The sequence below is a fragment of the Corynebacterium sp. HMSC27B11 genome, from assembly GCF_001815985.1.
In the GTDB taxonomy this organism is placed as follows: domain Bacteria; phylum Actinomycetota; class Actinomycetes; order Mycobacteriales; family Mycobacteriaceae; genus Corynebacterium.
This window is the reverse complement of sequence record NZ_KV823578.1, coordinates 12,534-34,525: the sequence shown is the minus strand read 5'-3', so window position 1 is coordinate 34,525 and position 21,992 is coordinate 12,534. Positions and strand designations below refer to the sequence as shown.

Below are 21,992 nucleotides of genomic sequence, written 5' to 3'. Positions count from 1 at the left end.
GCCACCTGCTGGTGCTGTGGCCCGGCGTCCGGTTGAAGCGGGTCTGGGCGCCTAGCGGGCTGCTGAAAGCAGAGCTCGAGCAATCTCGTCCGCCGCATCGCGGTGACCGGCGGACTCGGCTGCCGCGCTGGCCTGGGCCAGCCGCTGCTCGTCGCCGAGCAGTGCGGTGACCTCCGAGGCGACGCGCGCGCCGTCGAGCTCGGCATCGGGGACAATCACCCCGCCACCGGCGTCGACAACAGGGCGGGCGTTGAGCTCCTGCTCCCCGTTGCCGTGCGGCAGCGGGACGTAGATGCCAGGCAGGCCGACGGCGGAGACCTCGGCGACGGTCATCGCACCCGCGCGGCACAGTACGGCGTCGGCTGCGGCGAGCGCGAGATCCATGCGGTCGATATACGGCACCGCCTGGTAGCGGGGTGCGGTGTCGAATTCGGGTGCGGTGATCTCGTTCTTCTTGCCGAAAGCGTGGAGGACGCCCACGCCCGCCTCGTGGAGGGCATCGGCGGCGTCAACAACCCCGCGGTTGATGCTGGCGGCACCCTGGGAACCACCGGTGACCAGGAGGACCGGTCCTTCGGGGTCAAGGCCAAAGAACTCGCGGGCCTCGGCGCGCAACGCTGCGCGGTCCAGGTTCAACACGGATTCCTTGACCGGGATGCCCACGATCTTCTCGTCCTTCAGGCCCGAGCCCGGCACGGCGGCCAGCGCAGTCCCACCGAGGCGAACGCCCAGCTTGTTAGACATGCCGGCACGGGCGTTGGCCTCGTGCACGAAGAACGGGATTCCCAGCGAGCGGGCGGCGAGATAGGCCGGAGCGGAGACGTAGCCACCAAAGCCGATGAGGACGTCCGCCTGGACGTCACGGAGGTGGGCCTTGGTCTCGTCGATGGCCTGCTTCAAACGCAGCGGCAGGGTGAATAGGTCCTTATTCACCTTCCGCGGGACCGGAACCGGCGGGATCATGCGCAGGTCAAAGCCGCGGTCAGGCACGATCGAGGCTTCCAATCCCTTGGGGCTACCCAGTGCGGTGATCCGGGCGTTCGGGGCCAGGCGCTTCACAGCCTCGGCGACCGCGAGCGCTGGCTCGATGTGGCCAGCGGTTCCGCCTCCTGCGACGACCACCGACGGCGCGGCATCGGTACGCCCGCCTGCTGGATGATCCTCCCGGTGTGTGCTGTGGCCCATGGGTTTCTACTTCCTCCTTGTCGAGTAGCGGTTCGCGCTACTGCGGCTTCGACGTTGCGGCAGTGGTTCCTGCCGGTGCCAGCTATTAGTGCCATCGTAATCCGGCACGCGATCGCGGTGCGGCAGCCGCTCCTGCGCGCGACGGTTCCGGTCACGTTCCCGGCGGACATCCTGCCCCGCGGTGCCCGCGGTGGACTCCCGGCGGGTCACCGGTCGACCGTAGCGCTGAGTCGTATTGCGACGCTCGATGCGGCGCTCCTCCCCCGCCCGGTACGGCAGCGGCTCCGGCAGCAGGAACATCCGGTCGAAGAGGCTACGACCCTCGTGCTGCATCGAGGAGATCGCCTTGGGCTCGTGGCGTGCGCAATTGGCGAGGAGGCCGAGCGAGCCCAGGGTGATGACCATGGAGGTACCACCCGCGGAGATCAGTGGCAGCTGGATACCCGTCATCGGCATCAGGCCCACGACGTAGGAGATGTTGTACAACGCCTGCACGACGATGCCCAGGGTCAGGGTTGCGGCGAGCATGGACAGGAACGGGTCTGCCTGCGCCAGGGCGGTGCGGATGCCGAACCAGCCGAGGAAGGCGAAGAGCGCGACCACGATGATGGCCCCCACCCAGCCGAGCTCCTCCCCGATGATTGCGAAGATGAAGTCATTCTTCGCCTCCGGCAGGTAGTACCACTTCGCGCGAGATTGCCCCAGCCCCGTGCCGGTCAGGGAGCCGTCCGAGAGGCTCAGCAGCCCCTGATAGGACTGGTAGGACGGCCCGCTGGTGCTGCCCTCCCGGAAGTTCAGGAACAGGGTGTCCTTCCACGTCGTGATGCGGTCGCTTCGGTAGGCCTGGGCGATGGTCGCGCCAGTGGCCAGCAGCGCGATGACACCGCCGACGAGGGCAATGAGACGGGCCGAGACGCCGGAGAAGAAGAACAAAGCCATCAACACGATGCCCACGGTGAGCATCATGCCGAGGTCCTTCTGCAGCAGAACCAGAAGCACCATGGCCGTGCCCACGGCCAGGAATCGACCTAGAGCGGGGCGGAATTCGTCGGTCTGGCGCGTCTTGGAGCTGATCTCCGCCGCACCCCACACAGCCAGCGCCACCTTGGACAGCTCGGAAGGCTGAATACCGAAGGAGCCGAAGCGGATCCACGAGTGGGAACCGATTTCCGCGCCAACACCAACCCCCGGGATGAACAGTGCTACCTGCAGGAACAGTGCGAGGCCGAGCAGCCACGGGGAGATGGCCTTGATGGTGTCCGGCCGGAGCCGCAGGGCAAGCCAGGCAACCACGAGGCCGAGGACGACGTACAGGGCCTGGTTGAGGAATACGGACCACACGGAGGTATCCGGGGTGCGCGCGGTGACCATCGAGGAGGACAGCACCATCGTCAAACCAATGGCGGTGAGCATCAGGGTGATGCTCAGGATCACCTTGTAGTTCAGCTGCGGGGCATCCAGCACCGCGCTGATCTTGGCTCCCACGCCCTTGGCGGTGGAGTTCTGCCCGCCACCGCTCTGCTTCGGTCGCGTTTGATCCGCGTGGCGGCGGGGGTACTCGGTGCGGGCGGGTTGGCGCCGGGCACGATCACGGCCTGAGCCGTGGTGTGAAGTCATAGTCATTGGTTCTCGCCCTCCCGTTCGCTGGTGCAAGCCTCGGCGCCTGTGCGCTGAGCGTAGGCGGCGAAGAGTTCGCCGCGCTGTGCCATGCCGGTGTACATGTCCAGAGACGCCGCCGCGGGCGCAAGGACAACACTGTCCCCTGGTGCAGCGAGGCTACGGGCGGCGGCCACCGCCTCGGCCATCGCTCCTTCCGGGTCGGTGTTCGAGACCTCCGTGACAGGCAGGTCTGGGAACTGCGCTGCCAGTTCGCGAATGATCTCCGCCCGGTCGCAGCCGAGGACGACCGCGCCTCGCAGCCCAGGTCCGACGGTGGCGATGAGGTCGTGAACCTCCGCGCCCTTGAGCTGGCCGCCGGCGACCCACACGATGTTCTCTAGCCCGCCGAGCGCGGCGATGGCTGCGTGCGGGTTCGTGGCCTTGGAGTTATCAATCCAGATCACCCCTTCTGCCAGGTGCACGGCTTGGCCACGGTGCGCCTGCACTTCGAAGCCGTGCAGCGCCTGCGAAATGGCTACTGGCGGCACGTCGAAGGCTCGCACGAGGGCGCAGGCCGCCACAGCATCGGCGATGCCCGCCGGCCCCGGTGGGGAAATCGCCTCCGCCGAGGCGATGGGGGTGACCTGCAGTTCACCGTTCTCGGCGGTGGCTACCTCGGTGATGACCGCCCCCGCCTCGGACTCCACCACCCCCACAACGAGCGGGAAATGTGCCTGGGCGAGCACCTCGGCAGGATCCTGCATGCTGCAGGCCACCACGTTGGGGACACCGTTGTCCGCAGCGAGCTCGCGGACGAGCTGCTCGTCCACTGCAACCACCGGGCGCGGTCCCCGAAGGGCGCGGAGCTTATCCCCGGCGTAGCCTGCCATGGAACCATGCCAATCCAGGTGATCTTCCGCGAGGTTGAGCACCACGCCGGTGTCCGGGGTGAAGCTGGGCGCCCAATGCAGCTGGAAACTGGAGACTTCGGCGACGAGGTAGTCCGCCCGCTCGTCGGCCACCAACGCGGCCCCCGGCGGGGTGCCGATGTTGCCGACGGACACGGCGGCCAGGCCCCCTGCCTGCAGCATCGCCGTGGTCATCGCGGTGGCGGTGGTCTTACCGTTCGTGCCGGTGATCGCAATCCAAGTGCGCGGGGTCCCGAAGGCCCCGGCCTGGTCCGCGAGCCAGGCGGCCTCGATGTCACCGATCACCGGCACGCCCGCGGCCTGGGCTGCGAGCAGCAGCTCAGAGTCCGGGCGCCACCCCGGCGAAGTGATCAGCAGTGCGGGCGCGGTCTCAGCCGAAGACACCGCGGCAATAGCCTCGGCGGTGTTGAGATCCGCAGCCTGGGCGCGGTCGTCGACAACCTTGAAGCGTCCACCGATGCCCTCGAGCATGGCGACGATGCCCTTGCCCGCCACGCCGGCGCCGGCGACGAAGACCGTCTGCGAGCGCATGATGTCAACAGCGGACTGGGGGTGAAGGATCGAATCGGTGGACATGATAGGCCCTCTTTCGCGGGTTTAGAAGCTCGTGGCGGTCAGCCACTCGCCGTAGAACAGGCCGAAGCCGGTCATCGCGGCCAGGGCTGCGAGCAGCCAGAAGCGGACGACGACGGTGGTCTCGGCCCAACCGCCGTTCTCAAAGTGGTGGTGGATCGGTGCCATGCGGAACACGCGCTTACCGGTCGTCTTGAAGTAGGTCACCTGGATGACCACGGAGACGGTCTCCAGCACGAAGATCGCGCCCACGATGATCATCAGCAGCTCGGTGTGGGAGGTAATCGACAGGCCGGCAACAAGACCGCCCAGGGCCAGCGAACCGGTGTCCCCCATGAAGATTTTCGCCGGGGCGGCGTTCCACCACAGGAAGCCAAGGCAGGCGCCCAAGCCGGCGGAGGCGAGCATCGCCAAGTCCAGCGGATCGCGCACGAAGTAGCACCCAGCCGCCGCCCCATCGGCGCAGGAGTTGCGGAACTGCCAGAAGGTGATGAGCACATACGCCCCCATCACGATGGCCGTCACGCCGGACGCCAGCCCGTCCAGGCCGTCCGTGAGGTTCACGGCATTCGACCAGGCGGAGATGACGATGTTGATGAAGATCAGGAACAGGATCATGCCGATGACGGCGCCGCCCACGGCGATGTTGAACGTCGGCATCTCCCGGACGAAGGAGAGGTACGTGGATCCCGGGGTGATGTCATTGGAATCCGGGAACTGCAGAATCAGCACGCCGAAGGCGATGGCGATCACCAGCTGGCAGATGAGCTTCGCCCGGGCGTTGAGCCCCAGGTTCCGCCCCTTGACCAGCTTGATGTAGTCATCGGCGAAGCCCACCCCGCCCAGGGCGAGGGTCAGGCCCAGCACCAGCCAGCCGGACACGCCGGGGCCGGAGCCGGTAAAGATCAGTCCGACCAGCACCGCGACAATATAGCCAAGGGTGATGCCCACGAGGATGGCGATGCCACCCATCGTGGGAGTGCCGCGCTTCTTCAGGTGGGACTTCGGCCCCTCCTCGCGGATCTCCTGTCCCAGGCCTTCGTCCGAGAACTTCCGGATGAGAACCGGGGTGAAAAGTACAGCCGCGAGGAACGCCACGGCGCCCGCGATGAAGATCTGCATCATGGGTTTTCCTTATGCTCCTTCGTCCGCCAAAAGCCCTTCGGCGACCGCCCAGAGACCATCAGAGTATGACGCCTTCACGAGCACAACATCCTTGGGTTTGACATGTTGATCCACAAAATTCACTGCCGCGTCGACATCCTCGACGCTGCGGGTATCCACACCGTGCTCCCGCGCCGCATCGGCGATGGCACGCTGATTGACCCCGGTGCCAACGATCACGGCGTGATCGATGCCCCGGGTGCCGAGGAACTTGCCTAGCTCGGTGTGCTCCTCGGCGGATTCCTCACCCAGCTCGCCCATCTGCCCCAGCACAGCCCAGCTACTGGCCTCCGGACGACCACCGGCCGTGTAGGCCAGGGCGTCGATGCCAGCGCGCATGGACTCCGGGTTGGCGTTGTAGGAATCGTTGATAATAGTCGCACCATCGCGCCGGGTTCGCACATCCATGCGGTTGGCGCTGGCGGCGACGTGGTTGCCCAGCACTCGGGCCACCGACGCCGGCAGCATGCCGGATTCGATCGCAACCGCAGCGGCGGCGAGCGCGTTGGAGACCTGGTGGGCACCGAACACGCCCAGGCGGATGTCCACCGGCTCACCGTACGGGTGGTGCAGGCGGAAGGACGCCCGGGCGACCTCGTCCAGGCGGATGTCGCTGGCCCAGTAGTCGGCCCGCTCCCCAGTCTTGGAACGCTCGTCAAGCGCGAAGGTGACGACCCGCGCGCGGGTGCGGTGCCGCATGGCGATCACCGCGTCGTCGTCTGCGTTGAGGATCGCGATCCCGCCATCCGCTGCGGCAGGGAGTGCTTCGACGAGCTCTCCCTTGGCCTGTGCGATCGCCTCCCGGGAGCCGAACTCGCCGAGGTGTGCGCTGCCAACGTTCAGCTCGACACCGATCTTCGGCGGGGTGACCGTGGTCAGGTGGGCAATGTGGCCCACACCGCGGGCGGACATCTCGGAGACCAGGAACTTCGTGTCTCGGTCCGCGCGCAGCGCGGTGTAGGGCAGGCCGATTTCGTTGTTGAAGCTGCCCGGCGGGGCGACGGTCTCTCCCAGGTCACCCAGCAGCGCGCCGATCAGGTCCTTCGTGGAGGTCTTCCCGGCCGAGCCGGTCACACCAACGACGACCATGCCCTCTTCGTCGGCAAGGACGTCGGTGTTGTGGCGCGCGAGCTTATCGACGGCGGCGAGCACCGCCGCCCCGTAGCCCTCCTCATCTGCGCCGAAGACCGCGGAATTATCGGTGCCCTCAGCCCGCTCGCTGGCCGGAGCCAGCAGCGCCGGGTAGTCGACGGGCCGGCCCACGATGGCCAATGCCGCGCCCTGCTCACCCGCGGCGGCCACGTAGTCGTGCCCGTCCACGGTGGCCCCGGGCAGCGCCATGAAGATGCTCCCCGGCGCTACCTTGCGCGAGTCGAACTCCACGGGCCCCGCCACGATAGTCTCCGCGGCGGCGCCGTCAATCAATTCGCCACCCGTGATGGCGGCAATTTCACCTGCTGAAAGCTCAATCATTGCTTCGTCGCCTCTCGTTAGTCGCGGATCTTCGTGTGTGCCTGCTGGTCAACGCCCGCCCGCTGCTCAAGCGCAGCGGCGAGCTCCTCGAGGTCGGAGAATGGGTGGATTTCCCCGCGGACCTCTTGGCCGGTCTCGTGTCCCTTGCCGGCCACCACGATCGCATCGCCTGGGCGAGCCCATGCGACCGCCGCGCGGATGGCGTCCGCGCGACCCGGGACGTCGTCATAAAAAACCTTCTCGCCGTTCGCCTCGCGCGCCTTGGCTGCCTTGCGCACCCCGTCCAGGATCATCGACCGAATCGGGGCGGGTTCCTCATCGCGCGGGTTGTCGTCGGTGACGAAGACGGCGTCGGCGATCTTCGCGGCCTCTTCGCCCATCATGGGACGCTTATCGTGGTCGCGGTTACCGCCGGCGCCCAGCACGATGCCGATGCGCCCCGTCGGGGACGGCAGGTAGTCGCTCAGGGTTCGGACAACGGCGGCGACGGCGCCCGGCTTGTGGGCGTAGTCCACGACCGCGAGGAAGGGCTGCCCGGCGTCCACGGCCTGCATGCGGCCCGGCACCTGCACATCCGCGATTGCCGCTGCTGCGGCCTGCGGGTCCTCCCCCAGTTGCGCCACGCAGCTGATCGCCAGCAGGCTGTTGGCCACGTTGAAAGAGCCGACCAGGCCGATGTCGTAGCTGAATTCCTCGCCCTCGGCGGCCACGGTGATCTCCTGGCGCCCGGCCGGGGTGACGTGAACGTCTGTGACCTGCCAATCCGCGCCGGACTGCTGCGTGGTGCTCACGGTGAGGGCCTGCTGACCGGAGTCCGCAATCATGCCGGCGAGGCGCTGGCCCCAGTCGTCATCGACGCAGACCACGGCGGCGGGCAGTTCCGTGCCCTCGGCCTGAGCCTGGAGGAACAGCTGAGCCTTCGTCTCGAAGTAGTCCTCCATCGTCGGGTGGAAATCCAGGTGGTCCTGGCTCAAGTTGGTGAAGCCGGCGATGTCGAAATCGATGCCGGTCACCCGCCCCAGCGCGAGCGCATGCGAACTGACCTCCATGACCACGTGGGTGACCCCGCGGTCGCGCATCTGCGCCAGCAGGGCCTGCATGGTCGGCGCCTCGGGGGTGGTGAGCTTCGTGGGGATCTGCTCGCCATTGATCCGGGTACCGGTGGTGCCGATGATGCCGACGCTGTGCTTGGCCATCAGGGCGCGCTCGATGAGGTACGTCGTGGTGGTCTTACCCGAGGTTCCGGTGATGCCGATGATGCGCAGGTCGCGGCTCGGATGGCCGTAGACGGCCGCGGCGACGGGCCCCATCCAGCACCGGACGTCGTCGACGACCAGCAGCGGGAGCTCTGCATCGGCGAGGATCTCCGCGCCCTCGGCGTCCGTGAGGACGGCAGCGGCCCCACTGTCGGCTGCGAAGGTCGCGCCGTGGACGCGGCTACCCGGAACGGCGCAGAACAGACCGCCGGGCTGGACGTCTGCGGAACCGATGGCGGCGGAGTCGACGGTGACGTCCTGATGGGTATCGGCGACCGTGCCGCCGGTCAGTGCCGCGAGTTCGCGGAGGGTTACCCCGCTGGTGTTGCGGTCGGAATTGTCAGTGGCCTGGTGGGTTGCCATGTTATCGAGCCTCCAGCATGAGCCGTGGTGCCTTCGGGGAAGGCGGAACGTTGTAGTGATCCATCAACCAGGATGCAATGTTGTGGAAGGTCGGCGCAGCCGAGCCCCCGCCGCCACCGCCTTCCTCGGTGCCGCGCTGCGGGTTGTCCAGCATGATCGCGACGACGAAACGGGGGTTATCCGCCGGGGCGATGCCGCCGAAGGTGATCCAGTAGTTGGAATTCGAGTACGCGCCGGTGTCCGGATCAATCTGCTGGGCGGTGCCGGTCTTGCCGGCGATCTGGTAGCCCTCGACTGCGGCCGCGGCACCGGTGCCGTTTTGCACACCGTTCGGGTCACCCTGGGTGACGGACTGGAACATCGCGCGGACGGTCTTCGCCGTCTCTGCGGACACGGCGCGCGTCTCGCCCTGGACTGGCTGCGGGACGTCCTCACCGTCCGAGTTGGTGATGGACTTGATCAAGCGCGGCTGGACGCGGACGCCGTCGTTGGCGATCGTCTGGTAGATGCTGGCCATCTGCAGCAGGTTCATTGACATGCCCTGCCCGATGGGGAGGTTGGCGAATGTGCCGCCCGACCACTGCGAGAGCTCGGGCATGTAGCCCGCGGCCTCGTGTGGCATGCCGACGTCTGCGGCCTGCCCCACACCGAACTTCCGGAAGTACTCGTACATCTTCTCCTGACCGACGCGCTCGGCGAGCATCAGGGTGCCGACGTTGGAGGACTTCCCGAACACGCCGGTGGTGGTGTACGGGGCCACGCCGTGCTCCCACGCGTCGCGGACGGTGACACCGGCCATCTCGATGGAGCCGGGCACCTTCAGCACCTCGTCCGGGGTGGTCTTCTTCTCCTCGATGGCGGCCGCGGCCGTCATGATCTTGGCGATGGAGCCCGGCTCGAAGGTTTCCGCGGTATTGCGGTCGCCGAAGGCCTTGTTGGCCCGCAGCTGCTTTTGCAGGTCACCGTTGGGATCGATCGTGTCGGAGCTGGCCATCGCGATGACCTCAGCGGACTTGGCGTCCAGCACGACGGCGGAAGCGGACTCGGCCTTGGAGTTATCCTTCGCCTGCTGCACCTGCTGCTGGATGAAGGCCTGCGCGTCGAGGTCGAGGGTGAGCTCGAAGTTATCGCCGTTGACCGGCGGGTGTTCGTCGCGGGCGGAGCCTGGGATAGTGAGGCCGCCAGCGATGTCCAGGGTCTTGGAGCCGTTGACACCCTGCAGTCGGCTGTCCTGGGAGAGCTCCAGGCCGAATTGGCCCTGGTTATCGGAGCTGATCTTGCCGATGATGTTCTGGGCCACCGCGCCGTTGGGGTACTGGCGGATGTCCTGGCGTTCCGCGGTGATCTCCGGGAACTTTTCGGTGACCTTCTGTGCCACGTCTGGGGCGACGTTGCGGACGAGGACGGTGTAGGTGACCTTCTCGTCGGTGAGTTTCTTGCGGAGGTCTTCCTTCTTCACCCGGCCTTCGGATGCCGGGATCATGTCGGGCAGTTCTTCGACGATCTGCTCGATGCGCTCGTCGGCTGGCGGGACCTCATCCGGGTTCGCCTTGTGGCGTTCGTCCATGTAGCCGCGCAGCTTATTCGGCAGCACCGACAGCGACTTGGCTTCCATCGTGTAGGCGAGGTTGCGGCCCTCGCGGTCGACGATGGCGCCGCGGTGGGCTGGTTCAGCAATGACGGCTGTGCGCTGCGCAGCGGCGTGTTCCGCGAGCGTTGGGCCCGCGATGAGCTGGACCCAGGTCAGGCGCAGGATGAGCGCGAGGACGACGATAACGATGGCAAACAGGGAGAGCCGCAGGCGCTTGTTATAGCGCTGCGGGCTGTTGTCGAGGAGCAGCAGCGCTCGCGTATTCCGCGAGCCGTCTGCCGGCCGACGGTTCCACTGCTGAGCCAACGGTGTGTGTCCTCCTCGATCTTTGTCTTCGCAGTTGCAAGATCGGCATGGTTCTTGGGTTGGAGACGCAGATCTTCACTGGCCGGGACGCGGCGGTGTCCCGGAAGTTTTAGCGCTTAGAATCTTAGGCGCTGTGCGGCCAGTTACGGTCGCGGCGCGGCGGGCGGAGCCGGATTCGCTTCGGCGGGTGCCGCCGGTGCGGGCTGTGCTGCTGGTGGCGCCGGCGGTGCCGGCTGCTCGCCGTTGGCCGGGGCCGGGGCCGGAGCTGGTGCGGGGGCTGGGGCGCCGTGGCCCTGGTTGGCATATGGCAGGTCCCCGGAGTTCATGTTGCCGGCTGCTTCCGCACCCGCCGGGCTAGAAGGCGCCAGCCCCGGGACGTTGCGGGTCTCCTCCGGGGAGGACGTTGCCTCGCGAGTTCGCTTATTCCCGGTGACGTCGACGACCCGGCGATCCTTGGAGTTATCCGCCTCGCGACGCTGGTCAACCTTGTCGCCCTTGGTCTCCAGAATGCCTGCCTGCCCCGGGGCAACCATGCCCAGCTCGGCGGCCTTCGCGGACAGGTTCTGCGCGGACTTCGCCTTTTCAACGTCTCGCTCCAGCGTGGTGATCTCGTTAGCCAGCGTCTTGGATTTGGCCTCTGCGTCCGTGATCTGGAAGGTCTTCTCCGTCGTCATGCCGGCGAGCAGCATGACGGCGGCGGTGCCGATGATGCACGCGGCAACGGCGAAGGCCACGAAGCGGAAGACCCGGGAGTTTTCCTGCTTGATGGGCTGCAGGCGGCGGCCGCGTTCCGAGACGCGCTGCTGCGAGCCGAGGCGGCCACGGTAGGCCGGAGCGCGGTGCAGGCTGCGACGGGGCTTGGCCGGCTGCCGCTTGAGCGAACGGGGTGCGCTGGTGCGCAGCTCTGCTCGCTCGACCTTGGTGGCAGTCCTGGGGTGCTCCTTCAGCATTCCGGGAGTGGTCATATCCTGTCCTTTGCCTGGTTCTTCGGGCTCGTTGTGGGCTTCGTGGTGCGGTGCGCGGTTGTTGTTGAGGTTTCTGTCGGGCTATTCGGTCCACTTACTGTGGCGACGCCAGCGGGTAGTGTGGCCCGTCTGTTCCGGAGGTGTGGGCGCCTATTCGCCGCGCTGCCCGGACCCTCACGGGGGCGGATCTGGAGTTTTCAGCGATCTCTTGCTCGCTGGCTTTCTCTGCCCCGCGAGTGAGGAGCTCGAACTCCGGTTCGGTGCCGGGCAGCTCGACTGGCAGCCCGGGCGGTGTTGTGGACTCGGTCATGCCCTTGAGCTGTTGTTTGACGATCTTGTCCTCGAGGGACTGGTAGCTCATGAAGACCCCGGCGCCGTCGACACGGAGCCAGCTGAAGGCTGCCGGGATGACGAGCTCGAGGCTTTCCAGCTCCGCGTTAACCTCGATCCGTAGTGCCTGGAAGGTTCGCTTGGCGGGGTGCCCGCCGGTCCGTCGTGCCGCGGCTGGGATGGTTGCGTAGAGCAGGTCCACGAGGCGCGCGGAGTTGTCGAAGGGCTGCTTCTCGCGCTCGCGGATGACAGCGGAGGCGATCTTGCCCGCGAACTTCTCATCGCCATAGCGCTTGAGGATGCGGGCAAGCTCGCCGTGCTCGTAGGTGTTGAGGATCTCCGCCGCAGTCAGCCGACTGCTGGGGTCCATGCGCATGTCCAGTGGGGCATCGACACGGTAGGCGAAACCGCGATCCTCCTGGTCCAGCTGCATGGAGGACACCCCGAGGTCGAACAGGAACCCGGAGATCCCCTGCTCACGGATGTCGACCGGGAAGTCAGGGGCCTCGGAGAAGTGCTCTAGTGCCTCACCGATGCCATCGAAGCGAGTCTGGTAGCTGAAGAATCGCTGACCGAAGCGCTCGAGGCGGGCGCGGGCCTCAGCAAGCGCGTTGGGATCGCGATCCAGCCCGATGACGATGGCATTGGGGTAGGCCTCAAGGAATGCTTCGGTGTGGCCTCCGGCCCCCAGGGTGCCGTCCACGATGATGGGCTGGGCTGGGGCGCTGTCTGCGGTCACACCGATGCCGACGAGTTCCACCATGCGCTGCCGCATGACGGGAACGTGGCCTGGGCTGCTCGGATCGTGGGGGGTGTTCGTTGCCACGGTCACGCTCCTCTGGGCTCGTCGGTGGGTTACTTGGGGTGGGCGCCTGCCTGTGGGTCGGGCGCCGTCAAACTGCTTGGGTTTTGTCTTGGGTTGATATGAACAGGGCCTTACCTGCGCGGGCGTGGGCTTGATGTTGGGGAAGTGCATCAAACGGTCACGTCTTCCGCTCAGGCAAGGGCCTGCACACATCACGGGCATCACCGGCGTGATCGTGGCCGGTCGATGTGGCATGGCGGGCTAGAGGAAATTCGCGAAGGCTTCGTCGTCGCCTGCGGCGAAATCTGCCTCGTGGGCTGCGCTGTACTCCTCCCAAGCCTGGGCATCCCAGATCTCGAGGAAGTCCACCGAGCCGATGACGACGCACTCCTTCTTCAGCCCCGCGTATTCGCGGTGCGCTGCGGAGACGGAGATGCGTCCCTGCGAGTCGAGATCCTGCTCATCCGCGCTTGCCGCGAGGTTTCGCACGAAAGCGCGAGCTTGCGGGTTGCTACGACTCGCGGCCGCAGCCTTGCGGGCCCGGAGGAGGAACTCCTCGCGGGGGTAGATCGCGAGGCTGTGGTCCTGCCCCTTAACGACCATCAGGCCGTCCTTGAGTTCCTCGCGGAACTTCGCAGGAAGGGTGAGTCGCCCTTTATCGTCGAGCTTCGGCGTGAAGGTGCCAAAGAACATGTCTTGTGACCCCTTTCGCCGTTTTCTCGTGCAGCCATGCCATGTTTTCGCTGTGAAGTTATCTGTGGCTCTTGCGGTGCGTCCGGTCTGGACCGGCGAGCTACCTACATTCAGGAAGCCCCCTCAATCACCAACATTCCCCACTTTACCCCACCTTGCGCCACCTTAACCACCCAGCTGGCGTGTTTAGGCGTGTTTTTTCTCAAGCCAGCGAAACAACCTGCAGGTTCACGACAGAGACCGGTGGGGAGCGCGAACTTTCCGCCACCGAAATCCGATCCACAAGGCCCAAAAATGGCGCCTTTCATGGTGGCTTTGACTCTAAATAACGCCAATTCGAGTCTCAGCGGGTCGAGAGTGGGTGAAAGTGGGGATTCGGAAGAAAGCACGAAAAAACCCTCGCCATGTGGCGAGGGCTCTCGGGCTGGGGCCCGCTACTTCACCGGCGGGACTTAGCGCTCGAAACGCTTGCGGAACTTATCCTCCATGCGGTCCCCCAAACCGCCATCCCCCTGCCGGACAGCTCCGCCAGCGGAAACCCGACGAGACTTCGCACTCTTCGCTGGCGCCGGGGAATCGCCGTTATTCAGCGCGATCATTCCGCCACCCAGCATGACCAGGAAGCCCGCAACGCCCAGGATCACGAACCACAGGGAGACCTGTGCCAGAGCGACACCGCCGACCAGCAGACAGATGCCGAGCATGATCAGCGAGATCGAACGGACATCGAAGCGCACCCCCGACGGCGCCGAGTCATCCCCGCCCTGAGCAAAGCGCGGATCCTCCGCGATCAAAGCCCGCTCGATCTCTGCGAGCATCTGCTTTTCTTGTTCCGAGAGAGCCATGACAGTCCTCGTTTCCCTCTACTGATCCTCCGCGTGGCCACAACAACGCAGCACGCGACCTGATAACCCACTGTAGCGCGCTTCAGATCTTCATTTACTCCGGCGGAAGATCGCGCCAACGCCGCAGTCTGCTGGAAGCCACCCCGCCGCAGCGAGGCTTCCCCATGTTTTAGTTACTACTCGATTCCCCACTCTAACCAATGAGCAGGATTAAATCAGCCCAAAGCCCTAGGCAGCCTGCAGGCCAAGGCCCAGCTCCATTCGCACACGCTCCAGGAGTTCGACAGAATCCGAGTACACCTCCTGAAACGAAGAATCCGCTACATCACGCTCGAGGCCAATATCTGCCCGCTCCGTCAGCCTGGCGTGTTGCTCGAAAGAGTCAGCCCAGCCGCCGAGGTCAGGTCGCACCGCCCGGAGACGCAGCCACGCCGAACCGGCCGGAAGCCTGCGACGAGCCGGCCGCTCGGCGTCGATAACAGCACCCGCAGCACGTAGCCCGGCGCGATAGGCGTAGACAACAGCCCGCGGCAGATCCCCCTGACCATAAGCCTCGTTCGCCAACACGAGTTGGGCTTCCGCGCGCATCAAAAATTCCGCTGGATTGGGACGCAGCGTCCCCCTTGTCTTCGACATCACAGCCATCGCCACTCCCACCTTTCGAGAACTTCCGTTTCGCAATTTGCACCCCTGACGTTAAAGCTCGGCGCAGACACCCCCGCCCACTATTCGAACACGTGTTCTAATCACGCTTTAGCATCTCCCGTTGCACACCCTCGCGCTTGATACGTGGGACGATATCCCTATGAGCCAACCCATCGCGCAACCCGACCAGGATCACCTCGTCTCCCTCGCACCCATCAGCCGCGCGGTCTTCCTGCGACGCCTCGATGAACTCGTTGCTTTGCACCTCAAGGCCATGGGGTATCCGCCGGAGGCATTTCGACAACGGCGCAGCCTGTGGCTCAGCAACGCCAACCACCCACACTTCACGAGCCTGGTAGCGCTCTTACACTCACCGGCAGAAGAACCGGATCCAGCCAACCCTGCGCAGAAGATCGTGGGTGTCTGCTTTGGCTTCCAAGGTAGCCGAGGAACGTGGTGGTACCAGCAGGTCAGCTACGGCCTGCTGGCTTCGGGCATGCCGCCGGAGGACGTCACCGAGACTCTGTCGAGCTACACCGAGATTTCGGAGATCCATGTTCTTCCGCGATTTCAGGGCTCCGGCATCGGAACCCGGCTATTAACGGAGGTCCTGGGCATCCTGCCCACCCGCGACGCAATGCTCTCCACCCCGGAGGTGCCCGGCGAGAATAATCACGCGTGGCACCTCTACCGCAGCTTGGGCTTCACCGATCTACTGCGGGAACACCGCTTCCCTGGCGATCCCCGCCCCTTCGGCATCCTTCGCAAGCGCCTGCACAACGCCCCAGGCGACCCCACCACGGTGAGGGAACCAGCGTCAGACGCGGACCGGGTGGCACGCTAGCCCCTGCGCGCCGGTCCGGGGCAGACTTGCCCAGCAGCTGCCCCACCCCACGGGGCGAACGCACCGGTAGGCGTCGCCGGTGAGCTAGCGAACCATGTCCTGGCCGTAACCCGGCCCCCATGCTGGCGCCATCCCCAGGTTGTGCAGCACGTCCTGGGTTGCCCGCACGTTATTCATAGTCATGAAGTGCAGGTTCGGCGCACCCTCAGCGATGAGACGCTCACTCATCTCGGTGGTGATGTCGATGCCGACCTCGCGGACCGCATCACGGTTGGCAACCTCATCGCCAGCTGCGGCCTTCTCCAGGCGCTCCAGGATCTTCACGGGAACCTCGCCACCCGCCAGTTCCATTTGGCGGCGCACGGAACGGATCGAAGTGATCGGCATGAGTCCCGGAATCACGGGCTTTGCCCCGTGGATCGGGTCGGCGGCGGCGAGCCTATCGCGCAGCCGGAGGTAGTTCTCCACGTCGAAGAACATCTGGGTAATCGAGTAGTCCGCCCCCAGCCGGAGCTTGTGCAGGGTCACCTGCGTGTCCTGCTCCAGGTCCTCGGCCCGGTAGTGCCCCTCTGGGAAGCTGGCGATACCGATATCGAAGTTTTCGCACTCCGGGGTGTTGCGGATCAGTTCGATGAGGTCGGAGGCATAGTTCAGCCCGCCGGGCGTGGGCTGCCATGTCCCGAGCGGGTCCCCCGGCGGGTCGCCGCGCAGCGCGAGCACGTTCGTCATGCCGCGGCGGGCGTAGTCCTGGAGCATGACGCGCAGCTCGTCGGCCGAGTGGTCCACCAGGGTGAGGTGCATGAGGGTGGTCAGTGGCTTGGCTGCCAGCTGTTGGGCGACCTCCATCGTGCGCTCCCGGGTGGAGCCACCGGCCCCGTAGGTGATGGATGCGAAGCTCACGCCGAGGTCGTGGAAGGCCTCCGCAGCGTTCCACAGCCGGGTTTGGGCGGCATCGTCGCGCGGGGGCATGAATTCAACGGAGAACGGGATCTTACCGGGGCTGTAGCCACGGATAGCTTCGCTCACTGGAACTTGGAGCGTGGGCTGTGGTGGTGTGCCCGGCAGCGGTGAGGTCTTCTCGTGGTGACCGTGGGGGTTGGATGCAGACATGAAGAAAATCATAGTAGACATCTCTGTCTAGGTCGCGTTCCGGGCTAACACTCGCGTGCCGTCGGGTTCCCCCACCCCCACTGACCTATCCGGCCCCCACCCCGGTTGCGCCTGTTCGCCGGTGTCTGCAGCGACCTTTAGACTATGAGGCACAAGATCGAACCTTCAAAGCAGGGCGCTTCGTGCGCTGCTCACTCAGCATCCACGCCCCGCCCTGCCCCACAGCCCCGAAAGGTGTGCTCCCTGTGACCACTCCGTCCTCCCCGCATGGCCTGTCGACGATCTCCCAGCCGCCGGTTGCGAACCAGCTGGCCGGTTGGGACCTGCGCTCACCGCTGAAGGACGTTCCGGCTGCTGTCGACCGTGCCCTGGACGCCTATTTCGACCACAGTGCGGCGGAGTTTTCCGCGATCGCGCCCGAGTTCAACGACGCCATGGCGGTGTTGCGGGGCTTCGTCATGGGCGGTGGCAAACGCGTCCGACCGACCTTCGCTTGGGCTGGTTTCCGCGCCGGCCTGGAAGGCGGCGGGGCCGATGGCAGCAGCATTCAGGACGTCGACCCGGCGACCGTGCTGCTGGCTCTCAGTGCTCTCGAGTTTGTTCAGGCGTGTGCGCTGATCCACGATGACATCATCGACGAGTCCGATACCCGCCGAGGCAACCCCACCACCCACCGAGTGTTTGAAAGCCAACACCGCGAGCGCGACTGGTTTGGATCCCCGGAACACTACGGCATCAGCCAGGCCATTCTGGCTGGTGACCTCGCGTTGAGCTGGGCGGATGATCTGCTCGCCACCGCGGGACTGAGCCCAGCGATTATCGAGCGGGTGCGGGGTCCTTGGCGTGCGATGCGTACTGAGGTGATCGCCGGCCAGCAGCTGGACATCGCGTTGGAGAACAACGGGAGCGAGTCGATCGCCGATGCCTTGCAGGTGATCAACTTCAAGACCGCCAGCTACACGGTCGCCCGTCCACTGCACATCGGCGCGGCCCTGGCAGGCGCTGATGAGCGCACGATCGAGCTGCTCCTGGAGTACGGGACACTGGTGGGGCAGGCTTTCCAGCTTCGGGACGACCAGCTGGGCGTCTTCGGCGACCCTGCCGTGACTGGCAAACCGAGCGGGGATGATCTGCGCACCGGGAAACGAACGGTGTTGGTGAATACCGCTTTCGCGGAGTGCAGCCCGGAGCAGCTGGCCCGACTGCGGGAAGATTTCGGTCCGCTTCCCGGCGCGGCGGAGCACACTGCGGAGCAGATCGACGGGATGCGCCAGATCATTCAAGGTTGCGGGGCGGCGCAGCAGATCGAGGACAAGATCAACGCCCTGTCCGAGCGGGCAATCTCGCTGGTAGAGGACTCCTGGCTGGAGGACAGCATCAGCGAGGAGCTCGTCGCCTTCGCACGCTTGCTGAGCGACCGGAGGTTCTAGGGCATGCCGATTTTTAGCGCGATCCCCTCCCCTCGCCAGGTACTCGCGGCCACGCGCCGGATGATGGTTCCGACCACCCGCCCAACGACCCGCGATCGGGTCCCCGGGGATGTCGAATCCGTGGTTGTCGTGGGTGCGGGGCTATCCGGTTTGGCGGCTGCGTGCCGGCTGCAGGCTGCTGGCAAGCAGGTGACGCTGGTTGAGGCGAATCCCGAGGTCGGGGGCCGCTGCCGTACGGAACAGCTGCGCAGCGACCACGGCGAATTCTACGCCGACACCGGGGCGACGGTGCTGACGATGCCGGATCTGGTGGATAACCTCCTGCTGCACCTGGGGGTGAGTGCCGAGGACGTTGGCTGGGGTTACCGCAAGTTGCGCCCGGCCTATCACGCGATGTTCGCCAGTGGCCGCGAGCTGGATGTCTACTCGGACGGCGACACCATGGAGCACGAGGTGCGCCGCTTCGCCGCCGGGAAGTACGGCGCCGACAGCGCGGATGTCGACCGGCTTGCCCGGGGATACCGCCAGCACCGCCAGTGGATCGGCGGGATCTTCGATGCTTCCTTCGAGTCCTTCATCGGCGCGGATTTCGATTCCCTCCTCGACGCCGTGGCGACCCCCGCCACCGCCAATGACATGGCGGATCTCGTGGAGCTCGGGGCGTTCGGCAGTCTGGGTAAGCGCGCCTCCCGCCACCTGGGGGACGAAGAGCTGGCCCGGGTGTTCAGCTTCCAGGCCCTCTACGCCGGCGTGGCCCCGGCGAAGGCCCGCGCGGTCTATGGGGTGATCTCCCACATGGACACGACCATGGGTGTGTTTTACCCGCGTTTCGGCATGGGGGACGTGCCTGAGGTCTTGACCAGGGCCTTCCGCCTAGCCGGCGGGGTGCTGCGCTGCAACACCCGGGTGGAGCGCATCATCCATGATGGTGCGCGTGCCACGGGGATCCGAACCGCTGACGGCGAGCAGCTGGCCGCGGATGCCGTCATCGTCACCGCGGATTTGCCCGTCGTGGAGGAACTACTGGACTCCCCGGCACGGCTGGCGGGACGGAAGCCGAATTGGTCCCCCTCCGCAGTCGTGGTGCACGGCAGTATCCCGGTGGACGTCACCGCGGCATGGCCTGGTGCAGACGCAGGCGGCTACAACCACAACATCAGCTTCGGCGAGGCGTGGAACGAAACCTTCGCCGAGCTCACCGCCTCGCGCGGTCGGGCGGGGCTGATGTCGGACCCATCGCTGCTACTGACCCGCCCGGCGGTCACGATCCCTGAGCGGCTGGTCCGCACCGAAGATGGTCTCACGGTCGAGCCGGTGAGCATCCTCGCCCCGGTGCCGAACCTGGACCGGGCGGGCCTGGATTGGGAGGCGATCGCCGAAAACTACGTCCAGGAATTGCTGGGGGTGCTGGAGGGTCGCGGCTTCACTGGTCTGCGGGATCACCTGTCGGTGGCCCGGATCGATACCCCTGTGTTCTGGCAGCAGCAGGGCCATGGCGGGGGCTCGCCGTTCGGGCTGGCCCACACCGTCGCACAGACCGGTCCTTTTAGGCCACGGAATTATCCGGTGGCGGGCCTGGGGAACGTGATTCTGGCTGGCTCCTCCACCACCCCGGGTGTGGGTGTGCCGACCACGCTGCTCTCTGGTTCTTTGGCAGCACGCAGAATTATTGGTGGAGGTTCCATCCGATGAGCACGCAGTTGCAGGAGTCGCAGGATAAGTCCGCGGCGACCAGCCGACCTTTCACTGAGCACCCCGTCGTTGCCCGCCCCACCGCGTGGTTGCGGGCCCACAGCATGAGCAGCGCGATCCGCATGGGGCTGATCGGCTCGGTGGTTCTCACGCTGTGTTCCTACACGGTGGGCGCTACCCGCGAACGCGGCGGCATCATGCAAGCCCTCGGCCTGGATTGGCTGACCTTCGGGCACATGGCGGGGATCTTCTCCGTCGTGCTGTGGGTGGGTATTGCGCTGCTGGTGCTCAGTTGGGCGATCGTCGGCGGGCTCGTGCTCCGGGGCGGGCGCTCCTTGCCACAGCGCGCGATCGCCGCGTGGGTCGGGCCGATGGTGCTGGCTGCACCGTTGATGAGCCGCGATATTTACTCCTATTTGATGCAGGGGGCGCTGGCGAAGGAGGGGCTGGATGCCTACCGGGTGGGTGCGGCGGCCAACCCGGGCCCGATGCTCTACGAGGTCTCTGCCGACTGGCGTAACACCACCACCCCCTACGGCCCCGGCCATCTGTGGCTGGGCAAGGGGGTCACCACGATCACCGGGGATAACGTCACCGCCGGGATCTTCGTATTCAAGTTTCTGACCCTTGTGGCCTTCGTGGCCCTGATCTGGGTGGTGCGCCGCCTGGCCGCCGAACTCGGCAGTGACCCCGACCTGGCGGTGTGGCTGGGCGTGGCCAATCCCCTGGTGATCGTGCATCTCATCGGCGGACTGCACACCGAGTCGATGATGATGGCGCTCGTGATGCTCGGCATTCTGGCGAGCCTGCGGCTGCGACCGGTCGCCGGGCTACTGCTGGGCAGCGTGCTGATCGCCGCTGGCGTGGCGTTGAAGGCCACCGCCGCGATCGCCTTGCCCTTCCTAATTTGGATCGCCGTCGCCCGCATCGCTGGGCCCGCGCCCCGTGGCTGGTTCAAGGAAACTGCCGCCCGTTTCGTCACCTTGCTGTGGACGGGGATCAGCTCCGTGGCGGTGGTCGTGGCCGTGATGTTCGCCATCACCTGGGCCTCGGGGCAGACCTGGGGCTGGATCGCGGAAATGTCCGGCAACTCGAAGGTGATCAACCCACTGGCCGCCCCCACGATGCTGGCCAGCACCCTGGAGCCCTTCATCTCCCGCATCAACGACGACATCGGGTTCAACGTCCTGATCGGCATCTTCCGGCCGATCTCGATGGTCATCATGCTGATCGGTCTGGTCGTGGTGTGGTGGCTCTTCCGTCACGACGTCCGCCGCGCCCTGCTGGGTGCGACCCTGGCCTACGCGGTGACCTGCGTGTTCAACTCGGTGGTGCTGCCCTGGTACTACGTCGCCCCGCTGGTGATCGTGGGCGTGTGCATCCGTGACCGCCGGGCGGTCTTCATCGTGGCCTGGCTGAGCGCAGTGCTGTGCTTCATGTTCGACGGTGGTGGCAACAACCGCCTCTACGTTCTGTGGTGGGTCATCGCCATCGGCGTGGTGATGTGGTTCGCGCTGCGCGCCACCCTGGGCTTCGCGCCCGGCATGCCGGAAGAGCAGGCCGAGCCGTGGCCGAAGGCCGCTAAATCAGAGCCATCGCCTGCGCCCGGCGGCGAACCTCGCGAGCCAAGTGCCCGTGCAGCGCATCAACCGGCCGACCAGGCAGGGAGTCGTCCTCGGTAAAGAGGTACTCCAGGATCTCCGTGGGCTGGTAGCCGCCGTCGAGAAGGAGGGCAACCACCCCGGGGAGGAAACGGGTGACCTGGCCGTCGTCGTCGAAGAAGCGGGCGGGGAGGTAGCGCACGCCGTCGATCTTGGTGTCGAGGATCTTTTTCTTCTGCACCAGATCCAGGATCTTGCTCTGCCCCACCCCCATGCGCTCGGCAGCTTCAGGGATGCTCAGCAGCACCTCGCCCGCGGGCAGGCCGCCCGCGGCCTCCTGCAACACGCCACTGGTCACGCGGCCGCGATCGGAGCGGCTTTTGGCTGCTGGGGTGGCTTCTAGGTGGGAAGACTGCGGATCCGGCTGTGTGGAGTTGCTCATGGCTGCCATTGTATTCGACTGTGACAGGCTAGAATCGTTGACACCTTCAAGGCACACTTGAGCCTTTAGGGCGCGGGCTGCGGCCCGGCCCGGCACGGTGTGAACCCGGCCCGCCCCTCCCCTGCATGCGGTGCCCTGCGCACGGCCCAAT

18 protein-coding genes are annotated in these 21,992 nt (G+C 66.0%); 4 read left to right on the top strand and 14 right to left on the bottom strand.

Features of this window, described 5'->3' with window-relative positions; translation table 11 throughout:
* Positions 1–51: 51 nt before the first annotated feature.
* The 12 genes from murG to HMPREF3097_RS08435 form a co-directional block, all read right to left on the bottom strand.
* Entirely contained in the window at positions 52–1,185 is a 1,134-nt protein-coding gene (gene murG, locus HMPREF3097_RS08490) for an undecaprenyldiphospho-muramoylpentapeptide beta-N-acetylglucosaminyltransferase (protein ID WP_070761884.1), read from the bottom strand.
* A gap of 6 nt (positions 1,186–1,191) precedes the next feature.
* Positions 1,192–2,808, bottom strand: a complete 1,617-nt coding sequence (locus HMPREF3097_RS08485) for a peptidoglycan glycosyltransferase FtsW (RefSeq protein WP_070761883.1) — start codon at positions 2,806–2,808, stop codon at positions 1,192–1,194.
* Complete coding sequence (gene murD, locus HMPREF3097_RS08480) at positions 2,805–4,289, bottom strand: UDP-N-acetylmuramoyl-L-alanine--D-glutamate ligase (protein WP_070761882.1); 1,485 nt, start codon at positions 4,287–4,289, stop codon at positions 2,805–2,807. Before murD ends, HMPREF3097_RS08485 begins: the two co-directional genes overlap by 4 nt.
* A 21-nt stretch (positions 4,290–4,310) precedes the next feature.
* Positions 4,311–5,411: a phospho-N-acetylmuramoyl-pentapeptide-transferase gene (gene mraY, locus HMPREF3097_RS08475; protein ID WP_070761881.1), complete on the bottom strand. Its 1,101-nt coding sequence runs from the start codon at positions 5,409–5,411 to the stop codon at positions 4,311–4,313.
* Between the two features lie 9 nt (positions 5,412–5,420).
* The gene (gene murF, locus HMPREF3097_RS08470; protein ID WP_070761880.1) at positions 5,421–6,923 is read right to left on the bottom strand and encodes a UDP-N-acetylmuramoyl-tripeptide--D-alanyl-D-alanine ligase; all 1,503 of its coding nucleotides are present in this window, start codon (positions 6,921–6,923) and stop codon (positions 5,421–5,423) included.
* A 17-nt stretch (positions 6,924–6,940) separates the two neighbouring features.
* Positions 6,941–8,542 carry a UDP-N-acetylmuramoyl-L-alanyl-D-glutamate--2,6-diaminopimelate ligase gene (locus HMPREF3097_RS08465; RefSeq protein WP_070761879.1) on the bottom strand — a complete coding sequence of 534 codons (1,602 nt, stop codon included), beginning with the start codon at positions 8,540–8,542 and terminating at the stop codon, positions 6,941–6,943.
* 1 nt (position 8,543) lies between these two features.
* Positions 8,544–10,439: a peptidoglycan D,D-transpeptidase FtsI family protein gene (locus HMPREF3097_RS08460; protein WP_070761878.1), complete on the bottom strand. Its 1,896-nt coding sequence runs from the start codon at positions 10,437–10,439 to the stop codon at positions 8,544–8,546.
* 143 nt (positions 10,440–10,582) lie between these two features.
* Positions 10,583–11,404, bottom strand: a complete 822-nt coding sequence (locus tag HMPREF3097_RS08455; protein ID WP_070761877.1) for a cell division protein FtsL — start codon at positions 11,402–11,404, stop codon at positions 10,583–10,585.
* A 94-nt stretch (positions 11,405–11,498) separates the two neighbouring features.
* A complete protein-coding gene (gene rsmH, locus HMPREF3097_RS08450) occupies positions 11,499–12,560 on the bottom strand; it encodes a 16S rRNA (cytosine(1402)-N(4))-methyltransferase RsmH (protein ID WP_070761960.1) in 1,062 nt (353 codons plus the stop codon).
* A 240-nt stretch (positions 12,561–12,800) separates the two neighbouring features.
* Positions 12,801–13,232, bottom strand: a complete 432-nt coding sequence (gene mraZ / locus HMPREF3097_RS08445; protein WP_012360462.1) for a division/cell wall cluster transcriptional repressor MraZ — start codon at positions 13,230–13,232, stop codon at positions 12,801–12,803.
* A gap of 452 nt (positions 13,233–13,684) precedes the next feature.
* On the bottom strand, positions 13,685–14,077 hold the full coding sequence (locus HMPREF3097_RS08440) for a DUF3040 domain-containing protein (protein WP_070761876.1): 393 nt from the start codon (positions 14,075–14,077) through the stop codon (positions 13,685–13,687).
* 228 nt (positions 14,078–14,305) lie between these two features.
* A complete protein-coding gene (locus tag HMPREF3097_RS08435) occupies positions 14,306–14,722 on the bottom strand; it encodes an SAV_6107 family HEPN domain-containing protein (protein ID WP_246821350.1) in 417 nt (138 codons plus the stop codon).
* Positions 14,723–14,882: 160 nt separating this feature from the next.
* Between HMPREF3097_RS08435 and HMPREF3097_RS08430 the strand changes: the two genes are divergently transcribed.
* Positions 14,883–15,566 (top strand): GNAT family N-acetyltransferase, encoded by a 684-nt coding sequence (locus HMPREF3097_RS08430; protein ID WP_070761959.1) that lies wholly within the window; start codon positions 14,883–14,885, stop codon positions 15,564–15,566.
* 84 nt (positions 15,567–15,650) lie between these two features.
* Here HMPREF3097_RS08430 and HMPREF3097_RS08425 read toward each other — a convergent pair whose 3' ends face one another.
* Positions 15,651–16,676: a methylenetetrahydrofolate reductase gene (locus tag HMPREF3097_RS08425; RefSeq protein ID WP_246821349.1), complete on the bottom strand. Its 1,026-nt coding sequence runs from the start codon at positions 16,674–16,676 to the stop codon at positions 15,651–15,653.
* 245 nt (positions 16,677–16,921) lie between these two features.
* Here HMPREF3097_RS08425 and HMPREF3097_RS08420 point away from each other — a divergent pair, with 245 nt between their 5' ends.
* From HMPREF3097_RS08420 to HMPREF3097_RS08410, 3 genes are read left to right on the top strand one after another with little or no spacing between them, the layout of a single operon-like run.
* Positions 16,922–18,106: a polyprenyl synthetase family protein gene (locus HMPREF3097_RS08420; RefSeq protein ID WP_070761873.1), complete on the top strand. Its 1,185-nt coding sequence runs from the start codon at positions 16,922–16,924 to the stop codon at positions 18,104–18,106.
* Between the two features lie 3 nt (positions 18,107–18,109).
* On the top strand, positions 18,110–19,798 hold the full coding sequence (crtI, locus tag HMPREF3097_RS08415; protein ID WP_070761872.1) for a phytoene desaturase family protein: 1,689 nt from the start codon (positions 18,110–18,112) through the stop codon (positions 19,796–19,798).
* The gene (locus HMPREF3097_RS08410) at positions 19,795–21,480 is read left to right on the top strand and encodes an alpha-(1->6)-mannopyranosyltransferase A (protein ID WP_070761871.1); all 1,686 of its coding nucleotides are present in this window, start codon (positions 19,795–19,797) and stop codon (positions 21,478–21,480) included. Before crtI ends, HMPREF3097_RS08410 begins: the two co-directional genes overlap by 4 nt.
* Here the strand turns inward: HMPREF3097_RS08410 and HMPREF3097_RS08405 are convergent.
* Positions 21,380–21,841 carry an Rv2175c family DNA-binding protein gene (locus tag HMPREF3097_RS08405; RefSeq protein ID WP_246817994.1) on the bottom strand — a complete coding sequence of 154 codons (462 nt, stop codon included), beginning with the start codon at positions 21,839–21,841 and terminating at the stop codon, positions 21,380–21,382. The two genes, HMPREF3097_RS08410 and HMPREF3097_RS08405, sit on opposite strands and share 101 nt — an antisense overlap.
* Between the last annotated feature and the right edge of the window lie 151 nt (positions 21,842–21,992).